This is a genomic window from Marinobacterium aestuarii (assembly GCF_001651805.1).
Taxonomy (GTDB): Bacteria; Pseudomonadota; Gammaproteobacteria; order Pseudomonadales; family Balneatricaceae; genus Marinobacterium_A; species Marinobacterium_A aestuarii.
In genome coordinates, this window is the sequence record NZ_CP015839.1 from 4,541,050 (window position 1) to 4,556,785 (window position 15,736).

17 protein-coding genes and 1 pseudogene are annotated in these 15,736 nt (G+C 59.8%); 15 read left to right on the forward strand and 3 right to left on the reverse strand.

The window, feature by feature from the left end; genetic code table 11:
* Positions 1-10: 10 nt before the first annotated feature.
* The gene (gene zapE, locus A8C75_RS19880) at positions 11-1,159 is read left to right on the forward strand and encodes a cell division protein ZapE (RefSeq protein ID WP_067386104.1); all 1,149 of its coding nucleotides are present in this window, start codon (positions 11-13) and stop codon (positions 1,157-1,159) included.
* A 163-nt stretch (positions 1,160-1,322) separates the two neighbouring features.
* Entirely contained in the window at positions 1,323-1,925 is a 603-nt protein-coding gene (locus A8C75_RS19885) for a DUF502 domain-containing protein (RefSeq protein WP_067386105.1), read from the forward strand.
* A 76-nt stretch (positions 1,926-2,001) separates the two neighbouring features.
* On the opposite strand, the gene A8C75_RS19890 is transcribed toward A8C75_RS19885, so the two are convergent.
* Together A8C75_RS19890 and A8C75_RS19895 are read right to left on the reverse strand one after the other, a co-directional pair.
* Positions 2,002-2,475: a Dps family protein gene (locus tag A8C75_RS19890; RefSeq protein ID WP_067386106.1), complete on the reverse strand. Its 474-nt coding sequence runs from the start codon at positions 2,473-2,475 to the stop codon at positions 2,002-2,004.
* A 117-nt stretch (positions 2,476-2,592) separates the two neighbouring features.
* Positions 2,593-3,237 carry an MBL fold metallo-hydrolase gene (locus tag A8C75_RS19895; RefSeq protein ID WP_067386107.1) on the reverse strand — a complete coding sequence of 215 codons (645 nt, stop codon included), beginning with the start codon at positions 3,235-3,237 and terminating at the stop codon, positions 2,593-2,595.
* A 204-nt stretch (positions 3,238-3,441) separates the two neighbouring features.
* On the opposite strand from A8C75_RS19895, the gene A8C75_RS19900 reads away from it, so the two are divergent.
* Entirely contained in the window at positions 3,442-3,702 is a 261-nt protein-coding gene (locus A8C75_RS19900) for a DUF5062 family protein (protein ID WP_067386108.1), read from the forward strand.
* A 29-nt stretch (positions 3,703-3,731) separates the two neighbouring features.
* Here the strand turns inward: A8C75_RS19900 and A8C75_RS19905 are convergent, their stop codons facing one another.
* Positions 3,732-4,466 carry a helix-turn-helix domain-containing protein gene (locus A8C75_RS19905; protein WP_067386109.1) on the reverse strand — a complete coding sequence of 245 codons (735 nt, stop codon included), beginning with the start codon at positions 4,464-4,466 and terminating at the stop codon, positions 3,732-3,734.
* Between the two features lie 132 nt (positions 4,467-4,598).
* Between A8C75_RS19905 and A8C75_RS19910 the strand changes: the two genes are divergently transcribed.
* The 12 genes and pseudogenes from A8C75_RS19910 to A8C75_RS19965 all read left to right on the forward strand — a co-directional run bounded on the left by A8C75_RS19910 (position 4,599) and on the right by A8C75_RS19965 (position 15,734).
* The gene (locus tag A8C75_RS19910; protein ID WP_067386110.1) at positions 4,599-5,246 is read left to right on the forward strand and encodes a PspA/IM30 family protein; all 648 of its coding nucleotides are present in this window, start codon (positions 4,599-4,601) and stop codon (positions 5,244-5,246) included.
* Complete coding sequence (locus A8C75_RS19915; protein ID WP_067386111.1) at positions 5,243-6,637, forward strand: hypothetical protein; 1,395 nt, start codon at positions 5,243-5,245, stop codon at positions 6,635-6,637. Before A8C75_RS19910 ends, A8C75_RS19915 begins: the two co-directional genes overlap by 4 nt.
* A 243-nt stretch (positions 6,638-6,880) precedes the next feature.
* Entirely contained in the window at positions 6,881-7,060 is a 180-nt protein-coding gene (locus A8C75_RS19920; protein ID WP_067386112.1) for a hypothetical protein, read from the forward strand.
* Between the two features lie 545 nt (positions 7,061-7,605).
* The gene (locus A8C75_RS24040) at positions 7,606-9,906 is read left to right on the forward strand and encodes a phage tail sheath subtilisin-like domain-containing protein (protein ID WP_067386113.1); all 2,301 of its coding nucleotides are present in this window, start codon (positions 7,606-7,608) and stop codon (positions 9,904-9,906) included.
* Between the two features lie 19 nt (positions 9,907-9,925).
* Positions 9,926-10,435, forward strand: coding sequence for a phage tail protein (locus tag A8C75_RS19930; RefSeq protein WP_067386114.1), 510 nt, complete (start codon positions 9,926-9,928; stop codon positions 10,433-10,435).
* On the forward strand, positions 10,435-11,253 hold the full coding sequence (locus A8C75_RS19935; RefSeq protein ID WP_067386115.1) for a hypothetical protein: 819 nt from the start codon (positions 10,435-10,437) through the stop codon (positions 11,251-11,253). Before A8C75_RS19930 ends, A8C75_RS19935 begins: the two co-directional genes overlap by 1 nt.
* Complete coding sequence (locus A8C75_RS19940; RefSeq protein ID WP_067386116.1) at positions 11,253-12,146, forward strand: PspC-like choline-binding domain-containing protein; 894 nt, start codon at positions 11,253-11,255, stop codon at positions 12,144-12,146. Before A8C75_RS19935 ends, A8C75_RS19940 begins: the two co-directional genes overlap by 1 nt.
* Positions 12,146-13,183: a Pvc16 family protein gene (locus A8C75_RS19945; protein WP_067386117.1), complete on the forward strand. Its 1,038-nt coding sequence runs from the start codon at positions 12,146-12,148 to the stop codon at positions 13,181-13,183. Before A8C75_RS19940 ends, A8C75_RS19945 begins: the two co-directional genes overlap by 1 nt.
* Positions 13,180-14,531, forward strand: a pseudogene (locus tag A8C75_RS19950) (ATP-binding protein). The gene A8C75_RS19945 and the pseudogene A8C75_RS19950 overlap by 4 nt, the downstream one beginning before the upstream one ends.
* Positions 14,528-14,794, forward strand: coding sequence for a hypothetical protein (locus A8C75_RS19955; protein ID WP_067386118.1), 267 nt, complete (start codon positions 14,528-14,530; stop codon positions 14,792-14,794). Before A8C75_RS19950 ends, A8C75_RS19955 begins: the two are co-directional and overlap by 4 nt.
* A gap of 4 nt (positions 14,795-14,798) precedes the next feature.
* Positions 14,799-15,452 (forward strand): CIS tube protein, encoded by a 654-nt coding sequence (locus A8C75_RS19960; RefSeq protein ID WP_067386119.1) that lies wholly within the window; start codon positions 14,799-14,801, stop codon positions 15,450-15,452.
* A 3-nt stretch (positions 15,453-15,455) separates the two neighbouring features.
* Complete coding sequence (locus tag A8C75_RS19965; protein WP_067386120.1) at positions 15,456-15,734, forward strand: LysM peptidoglycan-binding domain-containing protein; 279 nt, start codon at positions 15,456-15,458, stop codon at positions 15,732-15,734.
* The last annotated feature ends 2 nt before the right edge of the window (positions 15,735-15,736 follow it).

Sequence of the window (15,736 nt, forward strand, 5' to 3'; positions counted from 1 at the left end):
CGAGAACAGCATGACCCCCAGCCTGCGTTATCAAACCCGCGTCAAAACAGATGACTTTGTCGCAGATGCTGCACAGCAAGCCGCTCTGACCCACCTGGACCAGCTTCAGGCTGAGCTGCTGCAAAGCCGCAGGTTGCGACGCGCACCTGCGCTCAAGGGGCTCTATCTGTGGGGCCCGGTTGGCCGTGGCAAAACACTGCTGATGGACCTGTTTCACGCATCGCTACCGGCCGGCGTCGCACTGCGGCTGCATTTTCACCGTTTCATGGCCCGAGTTCACCGGGAGCTGGCACTGGAGTCAGGCAAGCCCGACCCGCTGCAGCTGATTGCCCGGCGGCTGGCGCGGCAGCACCGGGTACTCTGCTTCGATGAACTGCAGGTATCGGATATCGGCGATGCCATGCTGCTCGGGCGCCTGTTTGATGCACTGCTGCGGCAGGACGTCGTGCTCATTGCCACATCAAATCTGCCACCGTCTGACCTCTACCGCGATGGCCTGCAGCGCGACCGCTTTGTCCCGGCCATCCGCCTGCTGGAACAACATACCCGAGTGCATTCGCTGGATGGCGGTCAGGACCATCGTCGCCATGCAGCGGCCGTTGCCGAGGTGGTCTTGCAGGCCCCTGCCGAAAGACAGCTGGCGCGGCGCTTTGCCTTCATCAGCAAGATCGCAGTAATCGAGGCCGCCACCCAGGGCACAGACTGCATCCAGCTGTGCAAACGCCCCGTTCCGGTACACAAACAGGGTAATGGGGTTGTCTGGCTCAGTTTTGAAGCCCTGTGCCTGGGGCCGCGTTCGTCGCTGGATTACATAGAACTGGCACAACGCTTTCATACCGTTCTGCTCAGCGATGTGCCTGTGTTTCGCGGCCCGATTCTGGAAGGCATCAAGGCCCGGGGCACCGAGGATGGCAGCTTTACGCCCACCAGCACCGGTAACCGACAGGTGCGCTGGTCGCCGATGGACGACCCGGCACGGCGCTTTATCGGCCTGATTGACGAGCTGTATGACCGTAATGTGAAACTCTATCTGTCGGTACAGGCACCGCTGGAGGCACTCTATGCCCAAGGCCAGCTCGAGTTTGAGTTTCGCCGTACCCTCAGTCGGCTGATCGAAATGCAATCCGGCAGCTACCTCGCCCGCCCCCATCAGCCCTGAGTCGTAAGCCGTAAGCCGTAAGCCGTAACAACAGAGCATAGAGTGGAGCCAGAAACAGCTCTGGCAAACGACTGTCCCACCCAGGGATTCACATACATGACCGGTTCAGTCATCAGCGTTTATAGTGTGGCAACCGCAACGGATTGAAGCGACGGAACACCCTATGACCTACGTAATGCGCCTGTTCTTCCAGGGACTGCTGCTGTTACTGCCAGCGGTACTGACCGTATACCTCGTCTTTCTAATCTTCACTGCACTGAATGAAACCCTCTTTTACGCCGTAGGCGCCCTTACCGGCCGGCTGTTTCCGGGGCTTGAGTCCGGCTGGCTGGTGACGCTCACCGGCATAGGAGTGACCTTCGCCATCATCATCCTGACAGGGCTCGTGGCATCCAACTATCTGGGGAAATTCCTGCTTGGGCGCATCGATGCGCTGCTGGATCGCATTCCGGTGGTCAAAATGCTCTACAGCTCACTGAAGGATCTGTTCGGGGCTTTTCTGGGGGATGAGAAACGCTTTGATACACCGGTTCTGGTGAGCGTGACTCAGGATGATACGGTGCGCCTGATGGGCTTTGTAACCCAGGCGTCGATGGTCGACTTCGGTCTGGAGGACGATGTTGCGGTCTACCTGCCGCAATCCTATAACTTTGCCGGCAATCTGATTGTGGTTCCGAAAACAAAAATTCAGCGCCTTGATGTGCCCGCCGCCAGTGTGACCGCATTCCTGCTCAGCGGCGGCGTTTCCAGCGCCTCAAAATCCTGAAACCTGAGACCTCGAGGCGCTGGAGCTGGCAATACCGGGCAATTAAGACACAAGCCGACATTGCCAGAAATTCGGATCAGACCATGCTGCGCAGCATCCAGGCGGTTTTTTCGTGGATCCGCATGCGATCCGATACCAGCGATGCGGTGGACTCATCGTCTGCGGCCTGCGCCACTTTCAGTACTTGGCGACAGGTCCGCACCACCTGCTCGTGACCCTGAGTCAGTAACTGCACCATGTCAGCCGCCGGCGGCACACCATCGACTTCCTTGATAGAGCTCAGGCTCGCGTAGGCCTTGTAGGTACCCGGTGCCACCGCACCCAGGGTACGGATGCGTTCAGCGACTTCATCCACCGCCAGCGCCAGCTCGTTGTACTGTTCTTCGAACATCAGATGCAGCTCGCGAAACTGCGGGCCTGTCACGTTCCAGTGAAAGTTGTGCGTCTGCAGATAGAGCGTGTACGAGTCAGCCAGCAGGCCACTCAGGCCATCGGCAATGGCCTTGCGTGCTGCTTCCACAATACCGATCTGAATCGATTGATTACTCATGCTCATACTCCTTGTCTGATTGAATGTTCTTTTTAACTAGAGCCAGTATAGAAGCCGATTTTTGATAGATAAAATTAACGATTCAAATGAAATCAATTGCCTTAAACTATTTAAAAACTAACCGTAACGCTTGTCTGAGACAAAGGGGTTGTTGCGTCGCTCTTCTCCGAAGGTGGACATGGGCCCATGCCCCGGAATGAAGGCAACCTCATCCCCCAGCGGCAGCAGCTTGTTGCGAATGGAATCGATCAGCTGTTGATGATTGCCCTGGGGGAAATCGGTGCGCCCGATCGAGCCCTGAAAGAGTACATCCCCCACTAGTGCCAGCTCGCTGGCCTGGTGATAAAACACCACATGACCCGGCGTATGCCCAGGGCAATGCAACACCTGCAACTGCTGATTACCCACCGTTGCGACATCACCGTCGTCCAGCCAGCGATCGGGGGTAAAGGACTCGACCCGGGGAAACCCGAACATCTTGCTCTGCTGATCCAGCCCTTGGATCCAGAACAGATCACCAGGATGGGGCCCTTCAACAGGAATACTGTGCCGGGTGGAAAACTCATGGGTGCCGCCGGCGTGATCGATATGGGCATGGGTCAGCAGGATTTTTTCCACCACTACACCCAGCTCATCGATACGCGCCTGTATAAGTTCAAGATCACCGCCCGGATCAACCACCGCGGCCCTGTTGGTCTCTTCGCACCAGATCAGGGTGCAGTTTTGCTGAAAAGGCGTTACCGGGATAATGCTGTACTTCATGATGAACCTGCCTGGGTAAAAGTCACCCCAGTATACTCAAGGACAAAGTCACTTCCAGCGTCCTCCCGTCACCGCGGGCGTGTACAGCCACGGGGGCCAGACGATATGATATCCGGGCGAGGCGACCTGCAGACAACAGAGACCAGAGCCGCCTGGCACGGCAACCATAACCAGAAAAAACGCACCGAAAAGGCAGGATCAAGCATGAGTAAACTGAAGCAGGAAGCCGAATTGGTACGTGAAGCCATCCGCGTGGGCGGACTCTACATGCAAAAACGTGGTGCCGGCGAGTTTGAAGCCACCGACAGCGCCAGCGAGAAAACCCGGGCGCTGTACCGACTGCTGGTAAAAGATCAGCTGATTCAGCCACTGGCAAAAGATCAGGAAAACGAGCGCAACATGAAGCACAAGCTGGCCCTCTGGATAGAACGTCAGCTGCCCGCTGGTCATCCGCTGAAAGCCTGAGCAACCGGGCCTTGATCTAAAGCCCCCCACTACTTTCGCAGAAATGGCTGGGAGGCGGAGAACTCCCACTCCCGCAGCGCCAGCAAGACCCCGGTATTATGGCGCTCGGCCAGCGGGCGGCTCGCATCCTGGCGCTGCAGTTCAGCGATCTCCTGACTCAACGCCTGCAGTCTGCGGCCAATCAGCTGGCGTGAATGCTCACTCAGCATGCCGGTGCAAAACAGCCGCGTGCCGCCGGACTTTCGAAAACTGCCACGCAGAAACTGCTGCTGCACTTCCTGCTCGAAATAGCGCTCAATGGGCCCGCCCGGAATCCAGCTGAAGTGCTCGTCGATGCGAAGCTTGATGCGGTTGTGCGGCAGCAGGTCGATGATATGCAATCGGTCGAGCTTGGCCAGGCAACGAATACACTCAGCTTCACTGATACTGTATCGCCCGGTGATATCGGCAAAGCCCAGGTGGTTCTGCACAAACACCGCCACCATCAGCAGCAATGGATCCGCCACCAGCTCCCGCTCCTGGGCTTCACTCAGATGCACAATGCGCTGGCGCGCCGCTTCAAACTGCTGAAACAGTTCCGACAGATCCATCTGCATCAGCCGACAAATTTCCTCAATTCGCGCAAGCGTAAAACGCTCACTGGCGAACTGACGCTTTACGTTCGCCTCGCTCATGCCAAGTCCCTGCGCCACATCGGCGTAGGTCAACCCACTGGCGCGCAGCGCCCGCTTCAGTGTCGATATGATTGCTTCAGTCTGTGCCACAGCTGTACTCACCCGAAAAGTATCTTATTAGTATACTTTACAGTGATAAAAACGGAGCTTTTTACGCAACGGTTTATTAATACGTGATTCAGGCAAAGAATGGCTTCGAACCCATAGCCGGAGCCCTGCACCATGTCATTGATCAAGCGCTTGTCCACTACCTTTATGGCCCGCCTGGATGGCATCGTCGGTGAAATCGAGGATCACGAAGCCGTTGTGCAAACCAGCATTGATGAAATGCGTCACAAGGTGGCCCAGGCCCGGGCACGGCTGAATCAGATGCAGCGCGAAGAGGCTCAACTGCAATCGCGCATAGCCGCACTGCACGAGGATGAGCAGCTCTGGGCGGAACGCGCCAAAAGCTGCGCCAGCACAGATCCAACCCGAGCCCTGGCCTGTATCGAACGCCGCCAGCAATGCAGGTCCCAGGCCGAGCACCTGGCCCAGGGGCTGATCAGCTACCGCCAGTCGGCAGCCCGTTTGTCCCGGGATGTCACCGACAGCGAAACGCGCCTGCACTCACTGAACAATCGTCACTCGATCATGCGTGCCCGCCAGAGCGGTACTGCAGCCCGCGTCGCTACCGCGCCAGACAGCGAAAGCTCCCTGCGGGACCTTGAAACCAGCTTTGAGCGCTGGGATGTGCGGCTTAGCGAGCAGGAACTTCGCATGGGTGACATCAGCCTGGAGGACAACCTCGACCAAGCCTTCAGCCGCGATGAGCAGGATGCAAGGCTGCGCGCCGAGCTCAATGCCTTGCTGCAGGAGGACGCAAAATGAACCAGCATCCCGATCCCTGGCTGCCCACCGCAGCACCCGCGATAGCAACAGCAGATACAGCAGCGCCCGATACAGATACTGGCGCTCATAACCTCGCCTTGAATCAGGGCTCGGCCACTGCCACACCCCTGATGCAACGCCTGCCCCAGCTGCTGCGCATGGCCGGCGCCACTGCACTGCTGGTGGCCATGTACAGTTTTCTGCTGCAGGGCTGGCAGGACGGTAACGACTTGCTGCGCTACGCCATGCTGCTTGGCCACAGCCTGCTGCTCTGCGGTGTCGGGCTTGCCAGCGGCCACTGGCTGCAGGAGGCCAAGGGGGCTCGCCTGCTGGTCACCCTGGCACTGACCTCGGTGCCCGCCAACTTTGCCATTCTGGGCGCCTTTGTGTACTCGGCATTTGGGCCCCAGACCAGCCTCAGCCATCCGGACTACGCGCTCTGGCAACTTGGCTCCCAGGGCGCCACCGTCACAACCGTCATTCTGGCCGTCGCGGCGCTGATACCGGTCATGCTGCTGGGGTTTCGTACCCTCGCCCGGGTTCTGAGCACACGCCTGAGCATCATCTTCATGATGTCCAATGCCCTGCTGCTGATTCCGCTGCGAGACCCTCTGTACATGGCGGCACTCAGCTTGCCACTGGCTCTGTGCATGTTACTGAGCAATGAAAAAACGCAGCAACAGAGCCTTGCTGCCCGCACACCCGACGGACTGATCGCCCGGGCGCTGCTGTACCTGCCACTGGTCGTGCTGACCGGACGCAGCCTCTGGTTCTACGACACTGATGCTTTCCTGTTTACCAGTAGCCTGGCGATACTCTTTCTGGCCGCACGCCAGCTCAGCCTGCTGTTGCCGGGCCAGTCAATCGCCAGAGGGCTGCTGGAAGTCTGCAGCGGCCTGCTCACCCCCATGATCGGCGTGGGCAGTGTACTGCTGCTGGAGGGCATCCTCACAGAATCCCTGATGCTGCAGCTGGCAGCGCTTATCAGCGCCGCTTTGCTATATGAGGTGTCGCACCGGGCCCAGATGGCTTCCGGGCTGTACCGCTTAATGGTCATGTTGATGCTGTCCCTGGGCCTGATCGTCAACTTCATCCTGTTCGAAGGGCTGGCGACCTCTTTAACGAGCCTGGCTATCGGATTGGTACTGGCCCTGATCGGGCGCCATTATCGCCAGCTTGCGCTCTTTGGCACAGGCCTGGTGCTGGCCGCGGTGAGCCTGATCTACCAGCTGTACCAGATGCTGCAGGTGTTTGACCTCAGCGGCTGGATCAGCCTGGCCGTGCTTGGCATGCTCGCCATTGTGATCGCCTCAGTGCTGGAGTCCGGTGGTGGGCGCATCCGCCCGCGACTGCTGCTCCTGCGCCGGCGCTTTGCCCGCTGGGAGCTTTGATTCAAATATTGCCCGGCCTGTCACGCCGGGCAAGGGTTCTCAAAAGTACCCAGCAGGCTCCCTGGATTTCAGTGCGGTTTCAGCGCTGTTTCACAAAGCCACGCTATAACTGGCAGCCATAGATGGATTATCTTGACCACCCAGTGATCCTAATCAAAGCGAATGGCGTAACAGTGACTACAGCGGCGACCGGAACCGCCCTGGAATCGAACCCTTTCGATTCAGCTAACGAGAGGTACGGACATGATGACCACCCGACTGATGCAGCTAGTGCGATACCTCGGACTGATTCGACAGCCACATAGGGCAACGCCCAAGACTTTTCTGCAGCGCACCCTTGACCACAACGATGCCCAGATGAGCCCGGTACAGCGCGCCACCGCCAGAGCCGCCCGCAAGAATCCCTGGATACTGGCAGGCTGATAGCCAAGTCTTTTTCAGACACGAGGTTCGGCATATACGGCCGCCCCAGCCCCTTCTGTCGCAGTACAATACTGCCGCATATTCCCCTGGAATAATGACCGGCAGCATCAACAGACTACCGGTGGCAGTAACACCGTAGTACCGCTCCAAATCCTGCCACTACGACCGTTAATATAGCTATAGCTCGATCGATAGCGTCTGCCTGATAGATAAATTTAATACCCAGAAATCTGTAGCCATGGCGCGACAAGCAGGGCGCCCACTGACTCCGGCTAACAACAGATTTTTAGAATTAAACGCCAACAATAGATCAACAAACACCCAGCTGTCAGCCACAACAAAACCTATTCACTCGCATTGGCAAACACCGTGCAAGATTTTCATCTTGGCGTCTCAACTACCTGAACTAAATTAAAACAAGCGTTAGAAACCCGCCCGCAGTTGCAGTAAAGGGAGTAAGAATTCAGGGGAAGCTGGGAAGCCCTGCGGTCTCGTACCCGCCCGCTTGCCGACCTCACCTGGACTTCACATTCAGGAGTCTGAGCATGGCAAGCTATCTACATCCCGGCGTTTATATCGAAGAAATCCCCAGTGGCGCAAGGCCCATTGAAGGCGTCTCCACGTCCGTCACCGCCTTCGTCGGGGCCTCTTCCCGAGGGCCCTCGGGCGCCACTTTAATAGGCAAGTTCGACGATTATGTACGCGACTTCGGCGGTGTCACCGGCGCCGATGACACTATGGGGCTGGCCGTACAGGCCTTTTATCTCAATGGTGGCGGCGCCGCTTTTGTCTGCCGCCTGAGCGGTGAAGGCTCCGCCCCCGCCGCTCTGGGCATTAACGGCCAGGGTGTCGCCGGCGGAGGCCCTCTCGCCAATGGCGGACTGGCAATCAGTGCAAAAAATGTCGGCGACTGGGGCAATGACATCTTTGTGCAGATTCTAAAGCCGGATGCGGATGCCGAGCTGTTCGCTCTGGTGGCGGGGCACCGCAAAGACGGTGAACTGGTCGTGGATGAGGTGTTCACCGATCTTTCGATGAATGCCGATTCGCCGGACTACGCCCTGACCCGGATCAACAGCGCATCCAGCCTGGTATCTGTTGCACTGGGGTCTGCAGTGGCCGCCAATTACCAGGCGGCCTCCCTGGTGGGCGGTGCCCTGCCGGATCCGAACCCCTTTGCCGCCGCCAGCGGTAGTCCGCTACTGATGAACCTGGCCATCAACGGTCTGCAGACCGAGCAGATCTCGGTAACAGTTACTCCCGGCGACGATCCTGACGATGTCGCCACCGCTCTCGAGGCAGCGATCCAGGCCCTGGGCCCACAGGACGCTTACCAGACCTTCAGCGCAAGCTGGAGTGGCGCCACGGATCGCTTCACCCTCACCGCCGCAGAGGACGAAAGCCTGGCAGTGGTGGAGGTCTTCGGGGGTGGGCTTGCTGAACTGCTGCGCCTGAGACCCGAGGATAGCGCCCGCATCACCGGGGCCGTCGTCTCCCCGGCGGACCTGCCTTTCGCAACCAGCGTTTCCGCCCTAGGCCTGGCCGACCTGACGCTCAGTGTCGATGGCAACAGTGTCACCCTGTCCCTGGCGACAGCCGCATTAAACCTCACCGCCAACAACGATACCTCAGGGGCGGCTATCGCTCTGGCCATCCAAAACGCGGTACGGGCAGCAGCCAATGGCCGTGAGTCCCTGGCCGCTTTTTCCGCTAGCTATAACGCCGGCACAACCCGGTTCAGCTTCACATCGGGCTCGTCAGCGGTGCGGCTGTCGGGGATTCAGGTTACCGACGGCGCCCTCGCCGACATCCTCGGCATGAATGCCGCCGACAACCCCGTCGCCACACCCGGGCGTCAGCGAGAACTGGGCATCAGCAACCTGGTCCCCATCCAAAGCCTCGGGCTGCTGGAACAGGGCGTGCCATTGACCGGTGGTGTCGCCAATGCCCCCAGTGCAGCAGAATACGGCGCCTTCTATGCCAACAGCCTGCGCAAGGTCAGGGACGTCAGCATTGTCGTGCTGCCGGGCAACCCCTGGCCTGCGAGCGGTACCAACCCGATCATTACGCAAACGCTGGCCCACTGCGAAGCCATGCGCAATCGCATACTGATACTGGATCCACCGGCGGGGCTGGAGCTGGACCAGGCCGCCACGGTCAAATCGCTGGGGCTGCCGACCTCCACCTATACCGTCTTCTACTACCCCTGGGTCAGCGTCGCGAACCCGGCCTATGACGCCGACCGCAATCCCACCGCGCCAAAAACGGTGGCCATTGCACCGTCCTCCCTGGCGGCCGGTCTCTGGGCCCGCACCGATGCCCGTCGTGGCGTGTGGAAAGCCCCCGCCGGCGTCGAGACTCAATTGAACGGTGTTGCTGCTCTGCAGTTTGCCGCCGAAGACCTGGAACAGGATCAGCTCAATCCCCTGGGGGTCAATGTCATTCGACGTCTGCCGGGATACAGTTCGGTGATCTGGGGCAGTCGCACTCTGGCAACCAAAGCCTCGCCTGAATGGCGTTATGTGCCCGTGCGCCGTACCGCAATCTTTATCGAACAGAGCATCTACAACGGTATCCAGTGGGCGGTGTTCGAGCCCAACGACGAACCGCTCTGGGGTTCGTTAAGGGGCAATATCGGCTCCTTCATGAACGGTCTCTTCCGCGCCGGCGCTTTTCAGGGTGCCACCTCCGACCAGGCCTATTTCGTTCGCTGCAAACTCGGCGACACCATGACCCAGGCCGATATAGACCGCGGGCAGGTCATCGTTCAGGTCGGTTTTGCACCGCTGAAACCCGCCGAGTTCGTCATCATCCGCATCCAGCAGAAAGTTGGCGAACAATCCTGATTGAGTGAGGAGAAACCCCATGGCCGCACCAATTTTTCCTGTCAACACCCATCGCTACGATCCCTATCGCACCTTCATGTTCCAGGTCGTGATCGACGGCCAGGTCGTGGCAGGGCTGCGCAAAATGAGTGTTCTGAAGAAAACCACCGAAGCCGTCAAATGGCGCTCGGCGGGCGACCCTGCCCACGAGCGGGTGATGCCCGGCGGTACCAGTTACGAACCTGTGACCCTTGAACAGGGGCTGACCCACGACCCTGTTTTTGAGAACTGGGCAAATCTGGTGAACAACTTCAAGGGCAACGCCGCCATGTCCCTGCTCAACTACCGCAAGGACATTACCCTCAATGTGCTCAACCTGCAGGGCGTTCCTGTCATCAGTTACATGCTGCACCGCGCCTGGGTGTCCGAATACCAGGCACTGCCGGAATTCGACGCCGGCACCATGAACGCTGTGGGTATCCAGACCATCATCTTGCAGCATGAGGGCTGGGAACGGGATTTGGCGATCACTGAACCGACGGAAAGCTGATGAAACTCCCCCCCTTGCCCGGCGGCCTTTATATCGAGGGCACATTGCGACGGGACTATCATTTCCATCCGCTGAACGGTGCGCTGGAACTGTCACTGGAGGAAGCTGCCGCAGAGGATGGCTGCACCGCAGACAGGGTAACCGCAGTGCTCGCCAGCGCTCTGGCAACCCTCACGGGACAGGAGCCGGACCGGCTGCTGGTGGCGTCACTGGTGGTCGGTGATCGCCAGTTCCTGATGCGCCAGCTGAGCGTACTGCAGGATGACAGCCTGCGCTGGCTGTCGGCGCGCTGCAGCGACTGCAACGCCGTTTTTGACCTGAGCTACAGACCCTCCAGCCTGCCGGTCAAAAGTGCAGGGCCAGGTTTCCCCGAAAGTTCAGTGCAGATCAATGAGACGAGTTACCGGCTAAGGTTGCCCACGGGCGCCGACCAGTCGGGCCTGGATCAGCGTAAAAGCCCTGAAGAACAGCAGCTGCAGTTATTGGCCTCGCTGCTGAACCCGATCCCCGATGTCTCGACACTGTCACCGCAGGATATTGCAACACTGGATCAGACCCTGGAATCCATGGCGCCGGAAGTCGCCCTGCAGCTGCTGGCGCCCTGCCCCCATTGCCAGGTGGAAAACACCATAAACCTGGACCCTTATCAGAGTCTGGACTCTTCGTCCGATGCCCTGCTCAGCGAGATTCATCGCCTGGCCAGCAGCTATCACTGGTCTCAGCGGGAAATCCTGGATCTGCCACGGCGCCGGCGTCATCACTATTTGCAACTCATCGAAAGTAACCGACCTTCAGACGCCATGGAGGCCGGACACTGATGGGCTATCTGGCAGATATAGTGGCCGATGCCCGGGAGCGGCATTTGGGTGAGTCGGCCCCGGCCTATTCTGAAGAAGTGCTTGAGGTAAGCCTGGCGGGCGAGAACCCCAAGCCTTCCACTACCCCCGACAATAACCACCCCGGAACGCCTTCGCTGCCCATCGAGCAGAGCCCGGATACCCTGGACAGTGCCAAGTCGCAAGCCCCTGATTTGCCGCCCACCCGCGAACAGAGGCCTGAACCTGCGAGCGCGAAGGACACCCATGACGCTGCCGCCCAGCAAAGCGCACAAGCGCCTCTTCATCAGTATTTAAAGCATCTGAGTCAGCAAACCCTGGTGGCAAGATCCGAGGAAATTTTGACCCGCCAGCAAAGCCCGAGCGCACCCACAACGGCAAAGACGGACGCCAATCCCACCCGCGCAGCACAACAAAAGCCATCCTCAGGCGGCCACGAAAACACACCAATTCCCGCAGCCAAAATAAACACAGACACACAGGTGGACTCATCCGATAAATCTGCGGTGCCGCCTGTACAGGACAAGCAACCCGCGCCACCCCCAGCCCAAACAACCATCCGGACGACACAGGAAGGTGACACCCGGACCACCCAGGATTCACAGGACCCGCATCCGCACAGACCACTTCACCGTGACGCTGCCAAAAATATCAACAGGGATCAACAATCACCACCCGCAGCGGCCCATACACCTATAAGGCAGCACACATCAGCGCCACCCCGCTCGCATCAGGCGCTCGCCAGCGGCGCACCCCAACTCAGGATCGGACAGATCAACGTGGTGGTGGAATCAACGAAACCCGATCAGGACCGTCGCAGCGGGCTTGAGCGGGAGAGTGACTCCGGCAGCCGCTATTTCCTGAGGAGCCTTTAATGCCGCAGACCTCATCCTTATCAATCATCTGTCGAGAGGTCGAAGATTTCCTGCGCAACGGTCTCAATGCCGGCGGCAACGAGGTCTCGCTTAGCATAGGCGCACCGGCGGATCTGCCTGCGGCTCCCGGCCACAGGGTCAACCTGTTTTTCTACCGCTTCGAGCCCGGCGGATTCGAGGCCGGACTGCGACCGGGCCAGCCCTGGCATATTCGGCTTTTCTGCCTTATTACCTCATTTGCCATTGATGAGGATCCCATTGCCAGTGGCGAGAATGACCTGCGCTTTCTCGGGCATATTATGCAGCTATTCCGCCAGACACCGGTGCTGCAACCGGTGGCTCTGGACGGTGAGGAAATTCGTCTCCAGGTCATTTTCAGCCCAGTGACCGACGAGCAGATCAACCAGGTCTGGTCTACCCAGGGCGACACCACCTACAGACCCTCACTGATCTATGAAATGGCGCTGGCGGTGATCACACCGATAGAAGCCGCTATAGAGCCACCCCGGGTCGCCGCCATCAGCCAGCAAGCCCTGGCTGACATGAGCGCCCGCCACGCCCGCTTTTCCGGCATTGTGGAACGGCCGGTCTTCAATCCGGTACGCATAGACGTCGACAACCCCCAGTGGCAACCGGCGCTGTGCTGGCTACTGGACGATCTTTGCGCCCATACCCTGAGCTTCGACGTCGACAGTCCGGAATTCGCAGCCTTTGCGCCCAGAATCTGGCTGGCCGGCGTACCAGGTGAAGCCGTGCAGTTGAGTTGGAGAGTCTGGGACGGATCCCAATGGCGCGACAACGGAGCCCCGGTGGCGGCCTCACCCAGCCACGCGGCGATCACCCCGGACGCCATTCCCGCCCCGCAACCTGGCATCTTCCCACTGCAAATTGCGCTGCCTTTTGCCCTTGCTCCCGACCAGAGCGCGGCACAGGGGCTACTGACGGCGAGCCGGGAAATCACGCCCTTTGCCGGCGCCGCCCCCATCAGGCTGGAAAGTAATCCGCTACTGATCAACCTGTACCGGAGTAACGGATGAACAGCCCGACGCCGCAGCCAGTGCTGAAGAACACGCCGACCCTGGACGTTGAATGGCAGCGTCTGGAAGTTCTGGGCCGCTGCCTGCTCGACAGCCGCTACGGACGGAACCCCGACAGTAACGCCCTCGAACAACTGCAACAGCTGCAGGCACAGGTGCGCGCACTGCGCGACGGGGTCTTCAGTCCCTGGCGCCGCCTGGTGCGCCCCCATGCCCCAGCCCTGGCGCTGGATTTGCTTGCCTGCGTCATAGGTCCACAGGCGCATCCGCCGCTGGCCTGGATATACCGCGACCTCAACGGCGGCCAGCATCACCACGCCAGCGCCGTGCTGATCCACGCCCTGCTTGCACTGGAGGTGGACGAGAACGAAACCCTGCACAGCTTGATCTGGAGCCTCGCCAGCGGCCCGGACCGGCTCCTCACTGTCAGCGAGGAGGACGTCACCGCCGCCATTCGCGCCGAACCCGGTACCCTGTCGAGGCTGCTACAGCGCCCGGAGGTGTCGTCCATCCCTGGCGCGACCCGCATCGACACTGAGGCCGGGTTCAACGACCTGGTGCTCCCCCCCGACCGGATCTGCCTATTGCGTGAATTTTCCTATCACTTCAAATACAGAGAGACAGTGGTTAACGGCTGGGGCGGGCGTGACTCGGGCGGCCCGGTGACGCTTTTCAGCGGCGCCTCGGGCACCGGCAAAACATTCGCCGCACGGGTATTGGCACACGAGCTGGGCTGGCCGCTGTATCGCGTCGACCTGGCCAGTCTGGTGAGCAAATATATCGGTGAAACCGAAAAAAACCTGTCGCGCCTGTTTGATGCCGCCCACCAGAAACCGTGGTACTGCTGTTTGACGAAGTCGACGCCCTGATGGGCAAGCGCGGCGAGATCAAGGATGCCCGGGATCGCTACGCCAACATGGAGGTTAGCTATCTGCTGACGCGGATGGAGACCCATAGTGGCCCCTGCATACTGACCACCAACCTGCGGTCACAGCTGGACCAGGCATTTCTGCGCCGGCTGCACCTGGTGGTGGAGTTCCCCAAACCTCAGGTGGCTGAACGTATTCGGCTGTGGCGCCTGCTGCTGCCACCCCGTGCCCCCCTGGCCCAGAACATCGATTTCGAACAGCTGGCCCAGGCGGTCAACCTCACCGGCGGGCAGATCCGCAACGCAGCACTCTATGCCGCCTATCTTGCCGCCGCCGACGACAGTCCCATTGGCCTGTCCCACATCGCCACCGCCATCTGGCGTGAACTATCCAAGGAGCGGACACGACTGCAACCGGGCGACCTTGGGCAGCTGGCGCCCTACCTGCCCGACCAACTGATCGCGGAGGCCTCGGGATGATTGATATCAGCATAGGCCGCATGAACCTGCGTTTGGCACCCGTTTTCCGGGATCGTGCCAGCGCTATCGCCCGCGAGATTGGCGCGGGCCTGCGCCAGCAGTTTGCCAGCGACCTGACGCTTGGCCGTCTGGAAGCAAGCCTTGAAACCCTGGATGTGCCGCCCTTGCGCCTGAACCCCGCCTTGAGCGACAGACGTCTTGGGATGCAGATAGCCGCGGCTATCTGTCAGCAGCTGCGCGCCAGATCCGTACAGGAGATGTAGCACCATGGCAGTCAATCTCAGTCACGGTTTTCTGATGGAATACGGCTTCAACCTGCCGCCCCTGGTGCTGTATTTCGAGTTCAACCCCCAGTCCATCACCCGGACCCGTACCGTCAACATCACCATGGGCAATGCCCCGGGCGCCAAGGGGGGCTACGGTTTTACCACACCCATGGACACGCCACGGGTCGCCCAGGGTGTTTCCGTTGAGCCGGAGAAATTCGATCTCACCATTTTGCTCGATGCCACCGACCGCATGGCGGACCCGAACGCCATCGGCCATACCAACGCCATTACCCTTGGCATAGCTCCGGAGCTGGATACCCTGCGCAGCATGGTGGAACCCAAATCCCAGGGTCCCGGGGGCTTTACCACTCTCGCTGCCCTGGGCCTCGGTGGCGCCCGGGCATTCCAGCGCGATACACACCCCTCAGTGCTGCTGCTGATCTGGGGCACACATATTCTGCCGGTATTCCTCACCAGTGTGCAGGTTGAGGAAAACGCCCATCTGCCCTCACTGCAACCCTATAGAGCCAACGTCACCCTCAGCTTTCAGGTGATTGAGGGCGACAATCCGTTCTACAAGGTTGAGCAGATTCGTCAGGCCATAGGCGCCGCCCTGAACTCGGTGCCCACCATTGCGACTACGGTGATATGAATCATGTTGAGTAAAAAGTCCCGCTACCAGAGCACGCCCCACTTTACGGACCCTGACATTTTCCCGGGGTTGCAGACCCGCCCCATAGGCCCGTCCACCGGGGTCATCGAACACGAGGTGGTAGAAGGCGACCGGCTGGATCAACTGGCCCAACACTATTACAAGGACGACCGGCTCTGGTGGCGCATTGTCGATGCCAACCCGGAATTCACCTGCCCCCGGTCAGTGCTCGACAAGGCCATGGTGGGCCGAGTGATCCTGATTCCCCGGGTGGGAGAATAGCC